Origin of the sequence: Luteibacter sp. Sphag1AF (assembly GCF_014192715.1) — a bacterium.
Classification (GTDB): Bacteria; Pseudomonadota; Gammaproteobacteria; order Xanthomonadales; family Rhodanobacteraceae; genus Luteibacter.
The window spans coordinates 742,125-756,219 of the sequence record NZ_JACHYH010000001.1; the positions used below are offsets into that span (position 1 = coordinate 742,125).

Annotated in this window: 11 protein-coding genes; 2 read left to right on the forward strand and 9 right to left on the reverse strand. The window is 64.8% G+C overall.

Translation table 11 applies throughout. The annotated features are described in order from the left end of the window. Positions 1 to 99: 99 nt before the first annotated feature. Positions 100 to 1,542, forward strand: a complete 1,443-nt coding sequence (locus tag FHW69_RS03395) for a M20/M25/M40 family metallo-hydrolase (protein WP_183421597.1) — start codon at positions 100 to 102, stop codon at positions 1,540 to 1,542. Between the two features lie 58 nt (positions 1,543 to 1,600). On the opposite strand, the gene FHW69_RS03400 is transcribed toward FHW69_RS03395, so the two are convergent. The 3 genes from FHW69_RS03400 to FHW69_RS03410 all read right to left on the reverse strand — a co-directional run bounded on the left by FHW69_RS03400 (position 1,601) and on the right by FHW69_RS03410 (position 6,400). Then, positions 1,601 to 4,690 (reverse strand): efflux RND transporter permease subunit, encoded by a 3,090-nt coding sequence (locus tag FHW69_RS03400; protein ID WP_183421598.1) that lies wholly within the window; start codon positions 4,688 to 4,690, stop codon positions 1,601 to 1,603. A 6-nt stretch (positions 4,691 to 4,696) separates the two neighbouring features. Then, positions 4,697 to 5,827, reverse strand: a complete 1,131-nt coding sequence (locus FHW69_RS03405) for an efflux RND transporter periplasmic adaptor subunit (RefSeq protein ID WP_183421599.1) — start codon at positions 5,825 to 5,827, stop codon at positions 4,697 to 4,699. A 111-nt stretch (positions 5,828 to 5,938) separates the two neighbouring features. Beyond that, on the reverse strand, positions 5,939 to 6,400 hold the full coding sequence (locus tag FHW69_RS03410) for a MarR family transcriptional regulator (RefSeq protein ID WP_183421600.1): 462 nt from the start codon (positions 6,398 to 6,400) through the stop codon (positions 5,939 to 5,941). A gap of 85 nt (positions 6,401 to 6,485) precedes the next feature. Here FHW69_RS03410 and FHW69_RS03415 point away from each other — a divergent pair, with 85 nt between their 5' ends. Beyond that, entirely contained in the window at positions 6,486 to 7,004 is a 519-nt protein-coding gene (locus tag FHW69_RS03415) for an O-acetyl-ADP-ribose deacetylase (RefSeq protein WP_183421601.1), read from the forward strand. Between the two features lie 2 nt (positions 7,005 to 7,006). Here FHW69_RS03415 and FHW69_RS03420 read toward each other — a convergent pair whose 3' ends face one another. The 6 genes from FHW69_RS03420 to FHW69_RS03445 are packed head-to-tail and all read right to left on the reverse strand — an operon-like array spanning position 7,007 to position 14,011. Next, positions 7,007 to 8,683 (reverse strand): BatD family protein, encoded by a 1,677-nt coding sequence (locus FHW69_RS03420; protein ID WP_183421602.1) that lies wholly within the window; start codon positions 8,681 to 8,683, stop codon positions 7,007 to 7,009. Continuing rightward, positions 8,683 to 10,602 (reverse strand): VWA domain-containing protein, encoded by a 1,920-nt coding sequence (locus tag FHW69_RS03425; RefSeq protein WP_183421603.1) that lies wholly within the window; start codon positions 10,600 to 10,602, stop codon positions 8,683 to 8,685. The genes FHW69_RS03420 and FHW69_RS03425 overlap by 1 nt, the downstream gene beginning before the upstream one ends. Then, entirely contained in the window at positions 10,599 to 11,579 is a 981-nt protein-coding gene (locus FHW69_RS03430) for a VWA domain-containing protein (RefSeq protein ID WP_183422257.1), read from the reverse strand. The genes FHW69_RS03425 and FHW69_RS03430 overlap by 4 nt, the downstream gene beginning before the upstream one ends. Continuing rightward, positions 11,572 to 12,087, reverse strand: a complete 516-nt coding sequence (locus FHW69_RS03435; RefSeq protein ID WP_183421604.1) for a DUF4381 domain-containing protein — start codon at positions 12,085 to 12,087, stop codon at positions 11,572 to 11,574. The genes FHW69_RS03430 and FHW69_RS03435 overlap by 8 nt, the downstream gene beginning before the upstream one ends. After that, positions 12,087 to 13,022, reverse strand: a complete 936-nt coding sequence (locus FHW69_RS03440) for a DUF58 domain-containing protein (protein WP_183421605.1) — start codon at positions 13,020 to 13,022, stop codon at positions 12,087 to 12,089. Before FHW69_RS03440 ends, FHW69_RS03435 begins: the two co-directional genes overlap by 1 nt. After that, positions 13,019 to 14,011 carry a MoxR family ATPase gene (locus FHW69_RS03445; RefSeq protein WP_183421606.1) on the reverse strand — a complete coding sequence of 331 codons (993 nt, stop codon included), beginning with the start codon at positions 14,009 to 14,011 and terminating at the stop codon, positions 13,019 to 13,021. The genes FHW69_RS03440 and FHW69_RS03445 overlap by 4 nt, the downstream gene beginning before the upstream one ends. Positions 14,012 to 14,095 lie beyond the last annotated feature (84 nt).

Here is a 14,095-nt window from a genome sequence, read left to right on the forward strand (position 1 = left end):
TGGCGCGCTCCCACAATAAACGCTCACCCGTGACCTTCGGCCTACGGGCCCATGTGTGCAATGGCCACATAATCGGGGCTTTCCCACCGGGGGGCTCCCATGCATCGTCTCGCTCGCTTCAACGCCCTGGCCCTTGGCCTGTCGCTGGCTCTCTCGGCACACGCTGCCGACAAGGCCACCACCATTCCTGCCAAAGCGGTGACGGCTGCCGAGCAGTTGCGCGACCGCGCTGTGAATGACCAGACCGCCTATGAGGTTGTCGAATCGCTGACGACGGAAGTGGGTCCGCGAGTGGCCGGCAGCGCCAACGATCAGCGTGCACGTGACTGGGCCGTGGCCAAGTTCAAGTCGCTGGGCTTCGACAAGGTCTACACCGAAACCGTCACCTATCCCCTCTGGGAGCGTCGCAGCGAGCATGGCGCCATCGTGGCTCCGTTCCCGCAGCCGCTGGCTGTCACGGCGCTGGGCTACTCCGCAGGCACGCCCTCCGGCGGCCTCACCGCCGAGGTGGTTGCCTTCAACGATCTGGACGGTTTGAAGAACGCCGATCCTTCCACTATCAAGGGAAAGATCGTCTACGTCAGCACGCACATGACGCAGCAGAAAGACGGCCACGACTACGGCATGGGCTCGGCAACGCGTACGCGCGGCCCGGTGATTGCCGCGGAAAAGGGTGCGGCCGCCTTTTTGCTCCGCTCCGCTGGCACCGATGCGCACAGCCGCACGCCGCACACGGGCGTGACCGGCTTCCGCGATGCGAAGCAGGCCATCCCGGCAGCGGCATTGTCGCTTCCCGACGCCGACCAGCTTGAGCGCATCGTCGCCATGGGCAAGCCGGTCACGCTGAAACTTGATCTGGATGTCGGCTTCAATGGCACCTATACCGGCGCCAATGTCATCGGCGAAATCACCGGCGCAAAGCATCCGGAACAGGTCGTCGCCATCGGCGGACACCTGGATTCGTGGGATCTTGGCACCGGCGCCATTGATGACGGTGCAGGCGTGGCCATCGCCATGGGCGCTGCCAAGCTCATCAAGGACATGCCACAGCGTCCTGACCGCACCATCCGCGTCATCGCCTTCGCCAATGAAGAGATGGGCCTGTGGGGCGGCCGCGCGTACGCAGAGCAGCATGCGAAAGACGTCGGCAAGCATCAGCTGGGCACGGAATCGGATTTCGGCGCAGGCAAGATCTGGCGCATGACGGCCAGCGTGAAGCCCGAGGCACGTGGCGCCATCGACCAGATCGCGAAGGTCATCGCACCGCTGGGCGTGGCATACGACGCCACGAAGCCCGGCGGCGGTGGTTCGGATCTGTCGCAGATGCACGGCAAGGGCATGGCGGCGCTGTCGCTCACCCAGGACGGCACCGATTATTTCGACTACCACCACAACGCCAACGACACGCTGGACAAGATCAACCGCGGCGATCTTGCACAGAACGTTGCCGTGTATGCGGTGTTCTCGTACATGGCTGCCATGGCCAACGGCGACTTCGGCTCGGCACCCGGCGCCTTCTCGAACGACGGCGCGCACGACTAAACGCCGGAGTGGAAAGGAACCTGTCGGGAGGCAGGTTCCTTTTTTTGTGCCCGTGGTATCAGGCGGTAGCCAGTTCGCGCGGCTTGCCCAGCCGATCCTGCAAGCGGTTCATGTACAGGTAGATCACCGGCGTGAGGTACAGCGTCAGAATCTGCGACACGACCAAGCCACCCACTACCGCAAGACCCAGCGGACGACGCGTTTCCGCGCCCGCACCAATGCCCAGCGCAATCGGCAACGTGCCGGCGAATGCCGCCATGGTCGTCATCATGATCGGGCGGAATCGCACGCGGCAGGCTTCGTAAATTGCCTTGGCCGCCTCCATGCCTTCCTCACGCTGACGCTCCAGCGCGAAGTCGATCATCATGATCGCGTTCTTCTTCACGATGCCCACCAGCATCACGATGCCCACGAAGGCGAACAGATCCAGCGAAGCGTTGAACAGCACCAGCGTCAGCAGTGCGCCCACCGCCGCTGCGGGCAGGCCGGAAAGAATGGTCAACGGATGGATGAAGCTCTCGTACAGAATGCCCAGCACGAGATAGATCACGAACACGGCAAGCAGCAACAGCATGCCCATGCCCTTCACCGAATCCTGGAAAGCCTGCGCCGTACCCTGCACGCTGCCACTCAGCGTGGCCGGTAAACCGAGCTTCGTGGTGGCACCCGTGATCTCTTCCACCGCCGTGCTGAGTGACACGCCCGGAGCAAGATTGAACGACACGGTGACGGCAGGCAGCTGGCCTTGGTGGTTCACGGTGAGCACCTGTGGCTTGCGCTCGAAGCGCGCCACGGTGCTCAGCGGAATGAGCTTGCCGGAGTCGGACGTCACATACAGTTTCGACAGCACATCCGGATCGTCCTGCATTTTTCGCTCAACCTGCAGGATCACCCAGTACTGCGTGGCCGCACCGTAGATGGTCGAAATCTGGCCCTGTCCGAACGCCGTACCCAGAGCTGTCTGCACCTGATCCATCGTCAGGCCCAGCGGCGCGAGCTTCTCGCGATTGACGTTCACCACAAGCGACGGGCTGTTGAGGTCCAGATCGCTGGTGACATCCTGAAAACCGGGAAGCTGCTGGAACGCAGTGATCAGCTTGCCCGACCAGTCATATAGCGCCTTGAGATCGGTGGACTGCACGGTGTACTGGTACTGCGCCTTGGACTGGCGCCCGCCCACCTGGATCGCCGGCGGATTCTGGATATACGTGCGGATGCCTGGCACCGTCGCGAACTTGCGACGCAGCTGCTGGATGATCTCGTCAGGCGTGAGGTCGCGCTCGCTTGCAGGCTTGAGGCGAAGCAGAAGGGAACCGGAGTTCACGGTCGAACGCGCGCCACCCGCACCCACGCTGGACATCGTGCCCGCGATGTTCGGATCGTCCTGCGCGATGGTGGCCAGCGCCTGCTGACGCGCTGCCATGGCGGCATAGGAAATGTCGGTCGGTCCTTCCGTGGTGACGCGAAGCTGACCGCTGTCACCGGCTGGAATGAAATCCTTGGGCACGATGAAGAACAGCAGTCCTGTCGCCACGAGGCTCAACACAAACACCATCACGACCGAGCGCGGATGGCCCATGCACCAGCCAAGCGACCGCGTGTAGCCGTTCTGCACGGCCATGAAACCGCGATCGAACCACACGACGACGCGGCTGCGCTTGTCATGCGCATGCGCCTTGACGAAGCGGCTGCACAGCATCGGGGTGAGCGTGATGGACACGAAGCCGGAGATCAGGATCGACACACTGATGACGACGGCAAACTCGTGGAACAAGCGGCCGACGATGCCGCCCATGAACATCACCGGGATGAATACGGCGACCAGGGACAAGGTCATGGAGAAGATGGTGAAGCCGATTTCCGTTGAACCCTTCACGGCGGCTTCGTACGGTTTCTCGCCCGCCTCGATGTGCCGCATGATGTTTTCCAGCATCACGATGGCGTCATCGACCACGAAGCCCACGGCCAGGGTCAGCGCCAGCAGCGAGAGGTTGTCCAGGCTGTAGCCCAGCGCGAACATCGCGCCGAACGTGCCCAACACGGAAATCGGCAGCGCGATGGCCGGGATCAGCGTGGCGGAAAGATTGCCAAGAAACAGGAAGATCACCAGCACGACCAGCACGCCGGCCAGCACAAGAGTGAACTGCACGTCGTGCACCGATTCACGGATGGACTGTGAGCGGTCGTACATCACGTCCAGCTTGACCGACGGCGGCAGTGATTCGGTGAACGCGGGCAACAGGGTGAGGATGTTGTCCACCGTCTGCACCGTGTTGGCGCCCGGCTGACGCTGGATGGCCAGCGTGATCGCGCGTACGCCGTTGTACCAGCTGGCTTTCTGGTCGTCCTGCACGCTGTCGCGCGGTGAAGCGATGTCACCCAGCCGCACAGGTGCACCGTTGCGATAGGCGACCACGATCTGCCCGTAGTCGGCGGCGCGCATCAGCTGGCCATCCGAACGGATGGACAGCAACTGGCGGCTTCCGTTGAGCGAACCGGTGGCCTTGTTGACGTTGGCCGCGGCGACTGCCGAGGTCACCTGATCGACACCAATGCCGTTGGCCGCAAGACGGTCAGGATCCACGTTGATGCGTACGGCGTACTTCTGCGAACCGTAGACGTTGACCTGCGCCACGCCGTCCACCATCGACAGACGCTGCGCAAGCTCGGTTTCCGCATAGTCATCGACCGTCGCCAGCGGCAACGTCGAGGACTGCATGGTCAGGAACAGGATGGGCGCGTCAGCCGGATTCACCTTGCGGAACGTGGGCGGCGTGGGCATGTCCTGCGGCAACTGTCGCTGCGCGGCGGAAATGGCCGCCTGAACATCCTGCGCAGCAGCGTCGATACTGCGGTCGAGCGTGAAAGTCACCGTGATCGACGTCGAACCAAGCGAACTGGACGAGCTCATCGAATCAATGCCAGCGATGGTCGAAAGCTGCGCTTCCAGTGGCGTGGCCACGGACGAGGCCATGGTCTCGGGCGATGCGCCCGGCAGGTTCGCGCTGATGTTGATCGTCGGGAAATCGACGTTGGGAAGCTCGTTGACCGGCAGCTTCGGGTAAGCGGCGATACCGAATATGACCAGCGCTGCCATCAGCAGCGTAGTCATCACGGGACGGCGGATGCACAGTTCGGGCAGGTTCACCGACGATCAGCCTTTTGCGACGCGCACGCGGGCGCCGTCGACCAGCAGCATCTGGCCTTCCGTCACCACGCGCTCGCCTGCGGTCAGTCCCTTGTCGATGACGACGCGATCCCCGCTGGTCGCACCGGTAACCACGGGGCGCTGCTCGACCACATCGCCCGTCTTTACCACAAAGACAAACGTGCCCGATGTCGAACTCTGCAAGGCGACCACCGGCACACTCACGGCCTGCTCGATGCGTGTGGTGGGCAGCGTCACTTCCACGAACTGGCCCGAGGTCAGGCGGCGGTCGGCGTTGGTGAAGCGGGCCTTCAATACGATGGTGCCGGTGGTGATGTCCACCGCGTTGTCGATGAATTCCAGCTCACCGGACAGAGGGCCAGCCTTGTCGCCAGTGACGCGCGCACTGACCGGCAACTGCCCGCGGGCTGCTGCCGCACGTACGGCCGGAAGGCTGTCTTCCGGGACTGAGAACGCCACGCGGATCGGGTCCACTTCATTCAACACCACGATGTCTGTGGTGTCGGCGGTGAGCGTCGCGCCCGGGTATGCCAGCGGCGCGCCAGTCACGCCATCGAACGGCGCCGTGATGGTGGCGAAGTCCAGCTGCACCTGTGCGGCCTGCACGGCAGCGCGATTGCTTTGCAGCGAAGCGCGTGCCACGCCGAGGTTGGCCTGATACAGATCGTAATCGGCGCGGGACACGAAGCCTTTGGCCAACATGTTCTGATAGCGGGCCAGGTCGGCCTGTGCCTTGACGAGCTGGGCCTCATCGCCGGCCACATTGCCCCTGGCCTGTTCCAGGGCTGCCTTGAGCGGACGCGGATCGACCTGCGCCAGCACGGCACCCTTGCGTACAAGAGTTCCCGGCGTGAAGGCCAGCGTCTGCAACTGGCCATTGACGCGCGAACGGATGTTCACCGTCGAATAGGCTTCTGCACGGCCAATCACTTTCAGCGACAGATCCACGTCGCCCTGGCTGGCGGTGGCCACCGTGACAGGGACAGAGGTGTCTGCGGGGGCCTTTGCCGCGCCTTTCGCCTTATGGCCAACATGTCCCCATGTGTAGAGCACGAGGGAGGCCACCACGAACAACGCCCCCAGGATCAGTAGTTTCTGCCGTAACGAACGCTGCATGTCTGCTCCGGCGACACCCGATGGAGTTCATCCGGTGCCTGCCCACGCTTTGGGAATAGGGAAGAAGAACGCATCCGGGCGGAACGCGGGAACGCGCGCACCTGGCGAGAATCAAAGCTCGTCGGTCGGGTTGTCCAGTGCCTGAAGGTTGTCCTTCATGCGGGTGAGCACGTCCATCGTCAGCACCAGATCCGCGTGCGATATGCCTGCATGGGCGTCCAGCCGCAGGCCACGAGCGATTTCGTCCATGCCGTCGATGACACCACGCGCCTGCTCGGTGTCGTGCAGACGCCAGGCGCGACGGTCACGCGGGTCCGGGCGACGCTCGACAAATCCAGCCGCCTGCAGGCGATCAATGACGCGGCCGACCGCAATCGGCTCCATGTCCAGCTGCTCGGCCAGTTCGTTCTGTCGCAACCCCGGCTGGCGATGCAATGCTTTCAGGGCGCGCCATTGGGCACGGGTCAGCCCGAAGCGCACCGCGCGACGGTCGAAATGTTTGCGGAAAAGGAGGGTCACGTCGTTGATGAGGTAACCGAACGACATGTCTTCTGATTTAAGGGACTCGGGCATAACCTTCGATACTGGCGGTGAGAACTGCGACGTGGCAACCCCCATCGTAGCCAATTGAGAGCGCCACGACAGCACGGAGTGAATGATGAGCATAGAAGTGTTGCAACGCGACATCACCCTCCTGCACGTGGATGCGATTGTGAATGCCGCGAATGAGTCGCTTCTGGGCGGGGGAGGCGTGGACGGCGCCATCCATCGCGCCGCCGGGCCACATCTTCTTGCGGCCTGCCGCGCACTACCGGAGATCCGCCCCGGCGTCCGCTGCCCCACCGGCGAAGCCCGCATCACCCCAGGTTTCGACCTGCCTGCCCGGTTCGTCATTCATACGACCGGGCCGGTGTGGCACGGCGGATCGCGCGGCGAAGCCGGGCTATTGGCCAACTGCTACCTGCACAGCCTGGCGCTGGCCCTCACGCATGGGGTGAGCTCCATGGCGTTTCCGGCCATCAGCTGCGGGGTATTCGGCTATCCGCTGGACGAGGCCGCACACATCGCCGTGAACACCTTGACGGATGCGCCGTGGCGCCCTTCCCGGGTGATCCTGTGCACGTTTGGCGAGGACGCGACGCGGGCCTTCGGGCGCGCGCTCAAGGCGCGCGCCTGATCTCAACGCGGGTACAGAGGCGGCAGCGGTCCCGAAGAATCCTGCGTGGATGCGGCCGTCCAGATGAATCCCCGGGCGAACGCCTCGCGCAGGGCAGCGCCGTCCACCTGCCCCCCACCAAAGCGTGCGCGTTGCAGCGCAGCAACTGCATCCCGCTGCGCGCCATCGCCAAGAAGTGACGGAAGCGCACCGATATTTCGCAATGCCGGGTGATAAACGCGCGCCCAGCCAAGCAGGGCGGCCTCGGTAGCCGCAAGGTCATTGCGCTGCGCGGCGGCCATGAAGGCATCCTTTTTCCGGCCGCCATCACGGGCGGGGTTCGCAAACCGGCGTGCGGTGGCAGAGGAGCCACGTCGCCGCCAGAGGAAGTACGCCGCAACCAGCGTGAGCACCCAGAGCGCGGCCGCCGCCATGAACAGAACGCGCCAGGGCGTCGAGGGAGCGGAAGCTGCGGGGGCTTCGGGCGTTGCCGATGCTTCCACCGCTGCTGATGACGAAGCCGCCGCAGGCGGTGCCGTGGCGGCCGTCGCCACGCCCGTGACCTCGATGTCCCGGGCCGGAATGGTCGCCGTCTCCGCGCTGTCCGTCTGCACGTTCCACCAGCGCAGCGTGGTTTCGGGAATGTGCAGCTTGCCGGGCCGGTTGGGCACGATGGCGAAACTCTGCTCGCGCCAGCCCGTGATCCAGGGCCCGCTGGTCGAGCTTCCCGTGTTGGGTTTGTCCGGATAGACGTCCGCGCCTTCGATGGCCGGCAAGGACAGCGCGGGCAGCACCTCGAACGGAAGGCCCGTTGCCTGCACGCGAAGAATCACTGTGATCGGCTGACCGGTGCGGCCCTTGCCGTCCTCCGGCCATCCACCGGCTTTCAGGCTGACGTCGCGCGCGGGCAGCCATGCGCCCTGCCCGGCGGCGGCCGGTTGTGCGACCACGTCGATCTTCTGCACCTGGCCGGTGGCGCTGACTGGCGTGCCCGTGCCAAAAAACGCGCCGGGGTCTTCCGCATCCACTGCGGTGCCCTGAAGGGACGCCGGCTGAATGGTGAGCGTGCCCGCGCGCTGCGGGAACACTGCGTAATGACGCTCGATCACATTGAACGTGCGGCCGCCCCGCTGCGTCTGGAACGTGGCGTCCGGGCTGGAGCGACGAATGTCCGCGCCGTCGGCAACAGGATCATTGAGCGTACCCTCGGCCAGACGCACGCTGTAATAGAGCCGTACGGTGTAGTCGATCTGCTGGCCCACGTACGCGTGCGTGGTGTCCGTTTTGACTTCGACCGCGACGGGCGCGTTGTCCGGCGTGGTCGTGCTGCTGGCCGCATCCGCTACATGCAGATCCAGCGGCGCGGTGCGGATGCCGCCGATATCCAGCGAGGGCACGACGAGATGCCCGGGGTGACGTGGACGCAGTGCAATGCCGAGCACGGCACGCGCACGACGCTGTCCGTTCTCGATGCTGAGCGAACGACTGACCTGCGTACCAAGAACCACGAAGTCGCGACCAAGTGGCGAGAAATCCGGCGAGTCGATATCAATGGACGCGTCGGCTTCGATGTTGAGGGTCACCGTTTCATTGGCGCCAATGTCGGTGCGATCCAGCGAGGCGCGCAATGAAGGCGCCTGCGCCAGGGCAGACAGGGGCGCACACAGCAGCGCCAGCCAGAAAACGGTCCTGTGCAACATCATTCCTCCGGAACGCCGCCGTGACGGCGCTGGTATTCGAGCATGAACTTCCTGCGCAGCAGCCCGCCCGGATCATCCGGTACGCGCTGCAATGCCTGGCGCACGTCCTGTGGCAGGTTTTTCGTGGGATCGCCTGGTGCATCGGCGCCGAGGTCGTGGACGTCGTTGCTGGCAGGCTTGTCGGCTTTGCCACCTTTGGCCATCTCGGCGTCCATCCGCTCCTTCAACGCCTGCTGGGCACGCTGCGCTTCGGCCTTCTGCGCTTCGGACTTGGCCTGGGCATTGCCTTCGGGCGGAGCCGCAGGCCTGGCGTTGCCTTCGTCACTCTTGCCGTCGGATTTCTGATCGCCCTGCTTGCCGTCTTTGCCGGACTGGCCCTGTTTGTCGTCACCGGGCGTACCGTTCTGACCCTCCTTCGGGTCTTGCGGCTGGCCGCCCTGCTGGTCGTTCTGCGAATCGCTCTTGTCGCCCTGCTCGCCGGACTGACCCGGCTGGTCCGGCTTTTTCGAGCCCTTCTTGTCCTTGTCGCCCTGAGGCTTCTGCTGGTCTTTCTGTTTCTTCAGCCAGTCTTCCACTGCCTGATGATTGGCCTTGGCATCGGCCATCGACGGATCGGCTTTCATCGCGCGACCGTAAGCGGCGAGTGCTTCCTGATAATTGCCCTGCTTTGCCAGGGCATTGCCAAGGTTGTACTGCGACGTGGCATCAGTGCGAGCAGACAGTGCCGACGATGCGCCGGCATAGTCACCAGCGCGATACGCCGCCGCGCCCTTCAGCGCGTCGTTGTCTGCAAGCGCCTGCGCCTGTTTTGCATCACCCTTCGCCAGGGCACGCGCCGCCTGCTGATCCCGCGTGCGGAACAGATCGTCCAGCACGCCGGCATGGGCAGGCTCGGGGGCCAGCGGCATGACAGCCAGTGCCAGGATCAACAGCCATCCGCGACGGAAGATCAGCGCGAACAGAGGCAGCAGCGGAAGTAGCAACCAGGGGCCGCGATCCTGCCATTCGCCCGCCTTCGCGCCATTGATCTCCGTGCCGCGGTCATCGGGCGCATCGGCGAGAGCCGCCAGCGCGTTCGTGTCGTCGTGCCCTACCGACATGGCGACATATTGACCGCCGCCTGCGGCCGCTACCGCGGCGAGAGAAGCATCATCACGTCCCGCCATGATGATGGAGCCGCCAGCGTCTTTGACGAAGCCGCCATCGCCTGTCGCGATGGGGGCGCCCTGCGGCGTGCCGATGCCCAATACGGAAACACGCCGACCTGCCGCGCGTGCACGACGGGCCGCTGCGACGGCATCCGCATCCGCGTGATCGGTGACCAGCACGATGGACCCACCGGGCACGTCGGCATGACGAATCAGATCGGCGGCCTGATCAATGGCCTTGCCCGGTGCATCCCCTTCCACCGGCATCGTGTCCGGCGAAAGCGCTTCCAGGAGGTCATCCACACTGCGCGCATCCGTGGTCAGCGGAGCCACGGTGAATGCTTCTCCTGCATAGGCAATGAGGCCATTCATGCCATCGTGATGCGCGGAGAAGAGATCGCGCACCTTGAGCTTCGCGCGACTCAGGCGGTCAGGTACCACGTCACGCGACAGCATGTGCGAGGACATCGACAGCGCCACCACCTGTGCAGACCGTTCGGTAAACAGCGGCTGTGACTGCTGGTCCCACGAAGGCCCGGCGAGCGCCAGCGTTACCAGCACACCGGAGGCAAAGACGGCCGCAGGCCCTGCACGCGAACGACTCGGCGTGCCATCCAGCAGATAAGGCAACAGCGCCGGATCAGCCAGGCGCGCCAGCACGCGTTCGCCGGGCGAACGCCGTGCGGTAAGCCAGGTGACGACAACCACAAGCGGCAACAACCAAAGCCAGTGCGGTTGCAGGAAATGAAAAACGGTGAAGAAGCTGCTCATGCGCGCGCACTCCGCCAGCCGATGCGCGGCAATGCAGCCAGCGCCATGATGAGGAGCCCGGCAAGCAGCGGCCAGCGGAACAGCTCGTAGCGAGGACGCAACGGCTGCCCGGACTGCGGCACGGGCTCCAGCGCGTCAATGGCGCGATAGGCCTGAGCCAGCTCGTTGGCGTCGGTGGCACGGAAGAAACGGCCACCGGTCTGATTGGCGATGTCGGTCAACATGCCCACATCCAGATCAGCCGACGGATTGACGACGCGGCTGCCGAAGAAATCAGGCACACGCAATTGCGTGGCACCGATGCCGATGGTGTAGATGCGAACACCAGCCGCCTTCGCCGCCTTCGCGGCTTCCAGTGGCGCAATGGAGCCCGCGTTGTTCACGCCATCGGTGAGCAGAACGACCACACGCGCCTGTTCCGGCATCGCCGCCAGACGCTTCACTGCCACCGCCAGCGCATCGCCGATGGCCGTTTCCGTGCCGGGCAAGCCCACCACGGAACCTTCCAGCTGCGCGCGAACGGCATCCAGATCGTAGGTGAGCGGCGTGACCAGGTAAGCCTGTGAACCGAACAGGATAAGACCGACTTCGTCGCCAGCACGACGATTGATGAAGTCGCCCGCAATGGCTTCGACGGCAGCAAAGCGCGACACCAGCTGGCCTGCAAGCAGCATGTCTTCACGCGACATGCTGCCGGAAAGATCAACCGCCAGCATGGTGGCGCGACCGCTGCGCGCCTGCGGCTCAGGGGGCCCAAGGGTTTGCGGACGTGCGGCCGCCACCACCAGGCAGCACCACGCCAGCGCGTACAGCAGCGCCATGCCACGCGATGCAGGCGGCCTGTCCGCCTGTACCAGCACGAGGCCCGGGTGCGGAAGATTCAATGCCTGCGACGGTGCAGCAGCACGCCAGAATCGCCGCACGAGAAACGGTAGCGGCAACACGAGGAACATCCACGGCCATGCAAACTCAGGCAGTACCATGCGGCACCTCCGTGGTGGCTGCGCGACGCGGTGCCGGATGCTTCAGCGCCTGCGCCGCCCACGTTTCCACATCACGCGCGATGGCGTCGGTGTCCACCCGAACCTGACGTGCATACAGAGCCTCATCCAGACCTGCCAGGCGACCAACGTCCATGCGCGGTGCAAGCTCGCTCAACGTGCGCTGCCATGCCGCGCCCCGCTCACTGACCGATGCCGGACGGGCGCGTCGCGCAATCCGGCGCAGCAACTGCGACACCTTTGCGACCCACGCAGATGTATCGCCATCAGCGGCGTGACGCTGCTGCGCGTCGCGCAGGTCCGCCAGAGCGGCATGAACCCAGCGGCGATGACGGCGCCTGCGTACGAGCACGACCACCACGAACGTGATGAGAGCCAGCACCACGACGATCAGTCCCCACCAGCCCGGTGCAAGCGGCCACCACATGCTCACGTCGGGCACGTGAATGTCGCGCAGCACAGGTCCATCTTTCGGCGGGGCCATCATCGCCTGCGCCCTGCCGCGCCAAGCAACGCGAGCGTCGCGTCGAGCGGATCGGCCGTGGTGTCGATCGTGCGCGACGCGATGCCCAGCGATGACGCCAAGGTTTCCAGAGCGCGATGACCACGGCCAAGCGCCTGTGCAAATTCGTTCCGTTGCCGTTCCGCGTGCAGAAGCACGTCGTAGTGACGACCTTCGTGCGCGAGGGGATAACGGCCCGGTGGTGGCGCCGCCAGTTCCAGAGGATCGGCGACGGCGACTACGGCAACCTCCGCGCGACGCAGCAAATCCAGCAACGGCCCGCGCGCCTGATCGTCGCAACTGAAGCCATCACTGATGAGCAGCACACGACTGGCACCGTGCATCAACCGGCCCGCACGCTGTAGCGCACCGGAAAGGTATTCAAGCCCCGCGTCGTCCTGAAGCGCGTCCCACGCGGCGATGGCACCCAGGGCAGCGAGCGCGCCGCGTGCGCCACCCTGCGGACGCAACAGATGCCGTTGCGCGCCGAAGGAGAGCACACCGACACGGTCTCCACCGCGCACGGCATACCATGCCGCCAGCGCAGCAACCCGCGCCGCCTGAACTGACTTGAAGCGGACGCGTGTGCCGAAACGCATGCCGGCATTCGTGTCCAGAAGAACCAGCAGACGGCCTTCGCGTTCTTCCTGAAACAGCTTGGTATGCAGGCTTCCGCTGCGCGCCGTAAGGCGCCAGTCCATCCGGCGCACATCATCGCCCGGCTGGTAGATGCGTGACTCGGCATAGTCCATGCCGCGACCGTGAAGCCGGCTGGGCTGCTGGCCACTGCGAGCGGCGCGCGCAAGACGTGGTGGTGTGGGCGCACGCGCCACCCGCGCGCGAAGCGCGATCAGTTCGGCGAGATTGACGCGGACCTTGCCGTCGCCGTCGCCCGGCGTGGAAACGACCGCGTTCACGGAAGCGGCACGAGATCCAGCAGGCGGTCGATCACTGTGTCGATCTTCACGCCCTCCGCTTCGGCTTCGTAGCTTGGCAACACGCGATGACGAAGCACCTCGTGGGCCACGGCGTGCACGTCTTCCGGCAGCGCAAACTCACGACCGGCAAGCCACGCGCGCGCACGGGCGCAGCGATCCAGCGCGATACTGGCACGCGGACTGGCGCCCCATGCGATCCAGCGCTTCAGTTCGGGGCCGTAGAGTTCGGCACGCCGCGTCGCGACCACGAGCTGGGTGATGTATTCCTCAAGCGCGGGCGCCACATGCACAGACAGCACTGCATCGCGCGCCGCGAACACGTCTTCCGGCCGCAACACATGCGCAGGCGGCGGTACCGGGTGCATCGCTTCACGAGCCTGCTGCCGGGCCAGGCGAAGAATGGCCAGCTCGGCTTCCGCATCCGGATAACCGATGGTCACGTGCATCAGGAAACGATCGAGCTGCGCCTCAGGCAGAGCGAACGTACCTTCCTGTTCGATCGGGTTCTGCGTGGCCATGACCATGAACAGATCAGGCAACGGCCAGGTGCGGCGCCCGATGGTGATCTGCCGTTCGGCCATCGCCTCAAGCAACGCGGACTGCACCTTGGCAGGCGCACGATTGATCTCGTCGGCCAGCACGATGTTGTGAAACAGCGGGCCCCGCTCGAACTCGAACGCGCCCGTTTGCGGACGAAAAATGTCGGTACCGGTCAGGTCAGCAGGCAACAGGTCCGGAGTGAACTGGACGCGGTGGAAGTCTGCCTCGATACGCGTGGCCAGCGCCTTGATGGCGGTGGTCTTGGCCAGGCCTGGCGCACCTTCCACCAGCAGATGACCGTCGGCCAGAAGCGCGATGAGCAGGCACTCCACCAGATGCGGCTGCCCGATGATGCTGCGCCCCAATTCGTCACGCAGGCGAACAAACGCGTCCTGGAGGGGCGTGGCGGCAACTTCGGATGAGGACATAGGGGATCTCGGCTTCGCGGAACGAGGGTAAGACAACAAGGTAGCGCAGAAGTTTATCCGGCGGGGATGGCAGCCCGGGGATCG

Excerpts from the sequence above, each read along its gene's own strand:
- FHW69_RS03425 (WP_183421603.1), bottom strand. The coding sequence starts at position 10,602 with ATGAGCAGCTTCTTCACCGTTTTTCATTTCCTGCAACCGCACTGGCTT.
- FHW69_RS03395 (WP_183421597.1), top strand. The coding sequence starts at position 100 with ATGCATCGTCTCGCTCGCTTCAACGCCCTGGCCCTTGGCCTGTCGCTG.
- FHW69_RS03420 (WP_183421602.1), bottom strand. The coding sequence starts at position 8,683 with ATGTTGCACAGGACCGTTTTCTGGCTGGCGCTGCTGTGTGCGCCCCTG.
- FHW69_RS03435 (WP_183421604.1), bottom strand. The coding sequence starts at position 12,087 with ATGGCCCCGCCGAAAGATGGACCTGTGCTGCGCGACATTCACGTGCCC.
- FHW69_RS03445 (WP_183421606.1), bottom strand. The coding sequence starts at position 14,011 with ATGTCCTCATCCGAAGTTGCCGCCACGCCCCTCCAGGACGCGTTTGTT.
- FHW69_RS03405 (WP_183421599.1), bottom strand. The coding sequence starts at position 5,827 with ATGCAGCGTTCGTTACGGCAGAAACTACTGATCCTGGGGGCGTTGTTC.
- FHW69_RS03410 (WP_183421600.1), bottom strand. The coding sequence starts at position 6,400 with ATGCCCGAGTCCCTTAAATCAGAAGACATGTCGTTCGGTTACCTCATC.
- FHW69_RS03415 (WP_183421601.1), top strand. The coding sequence starts at position 6,486 with ATGAGCATAGAAGTGTTGCAACGCGACATCACCCTCCTGCACGTGGAT.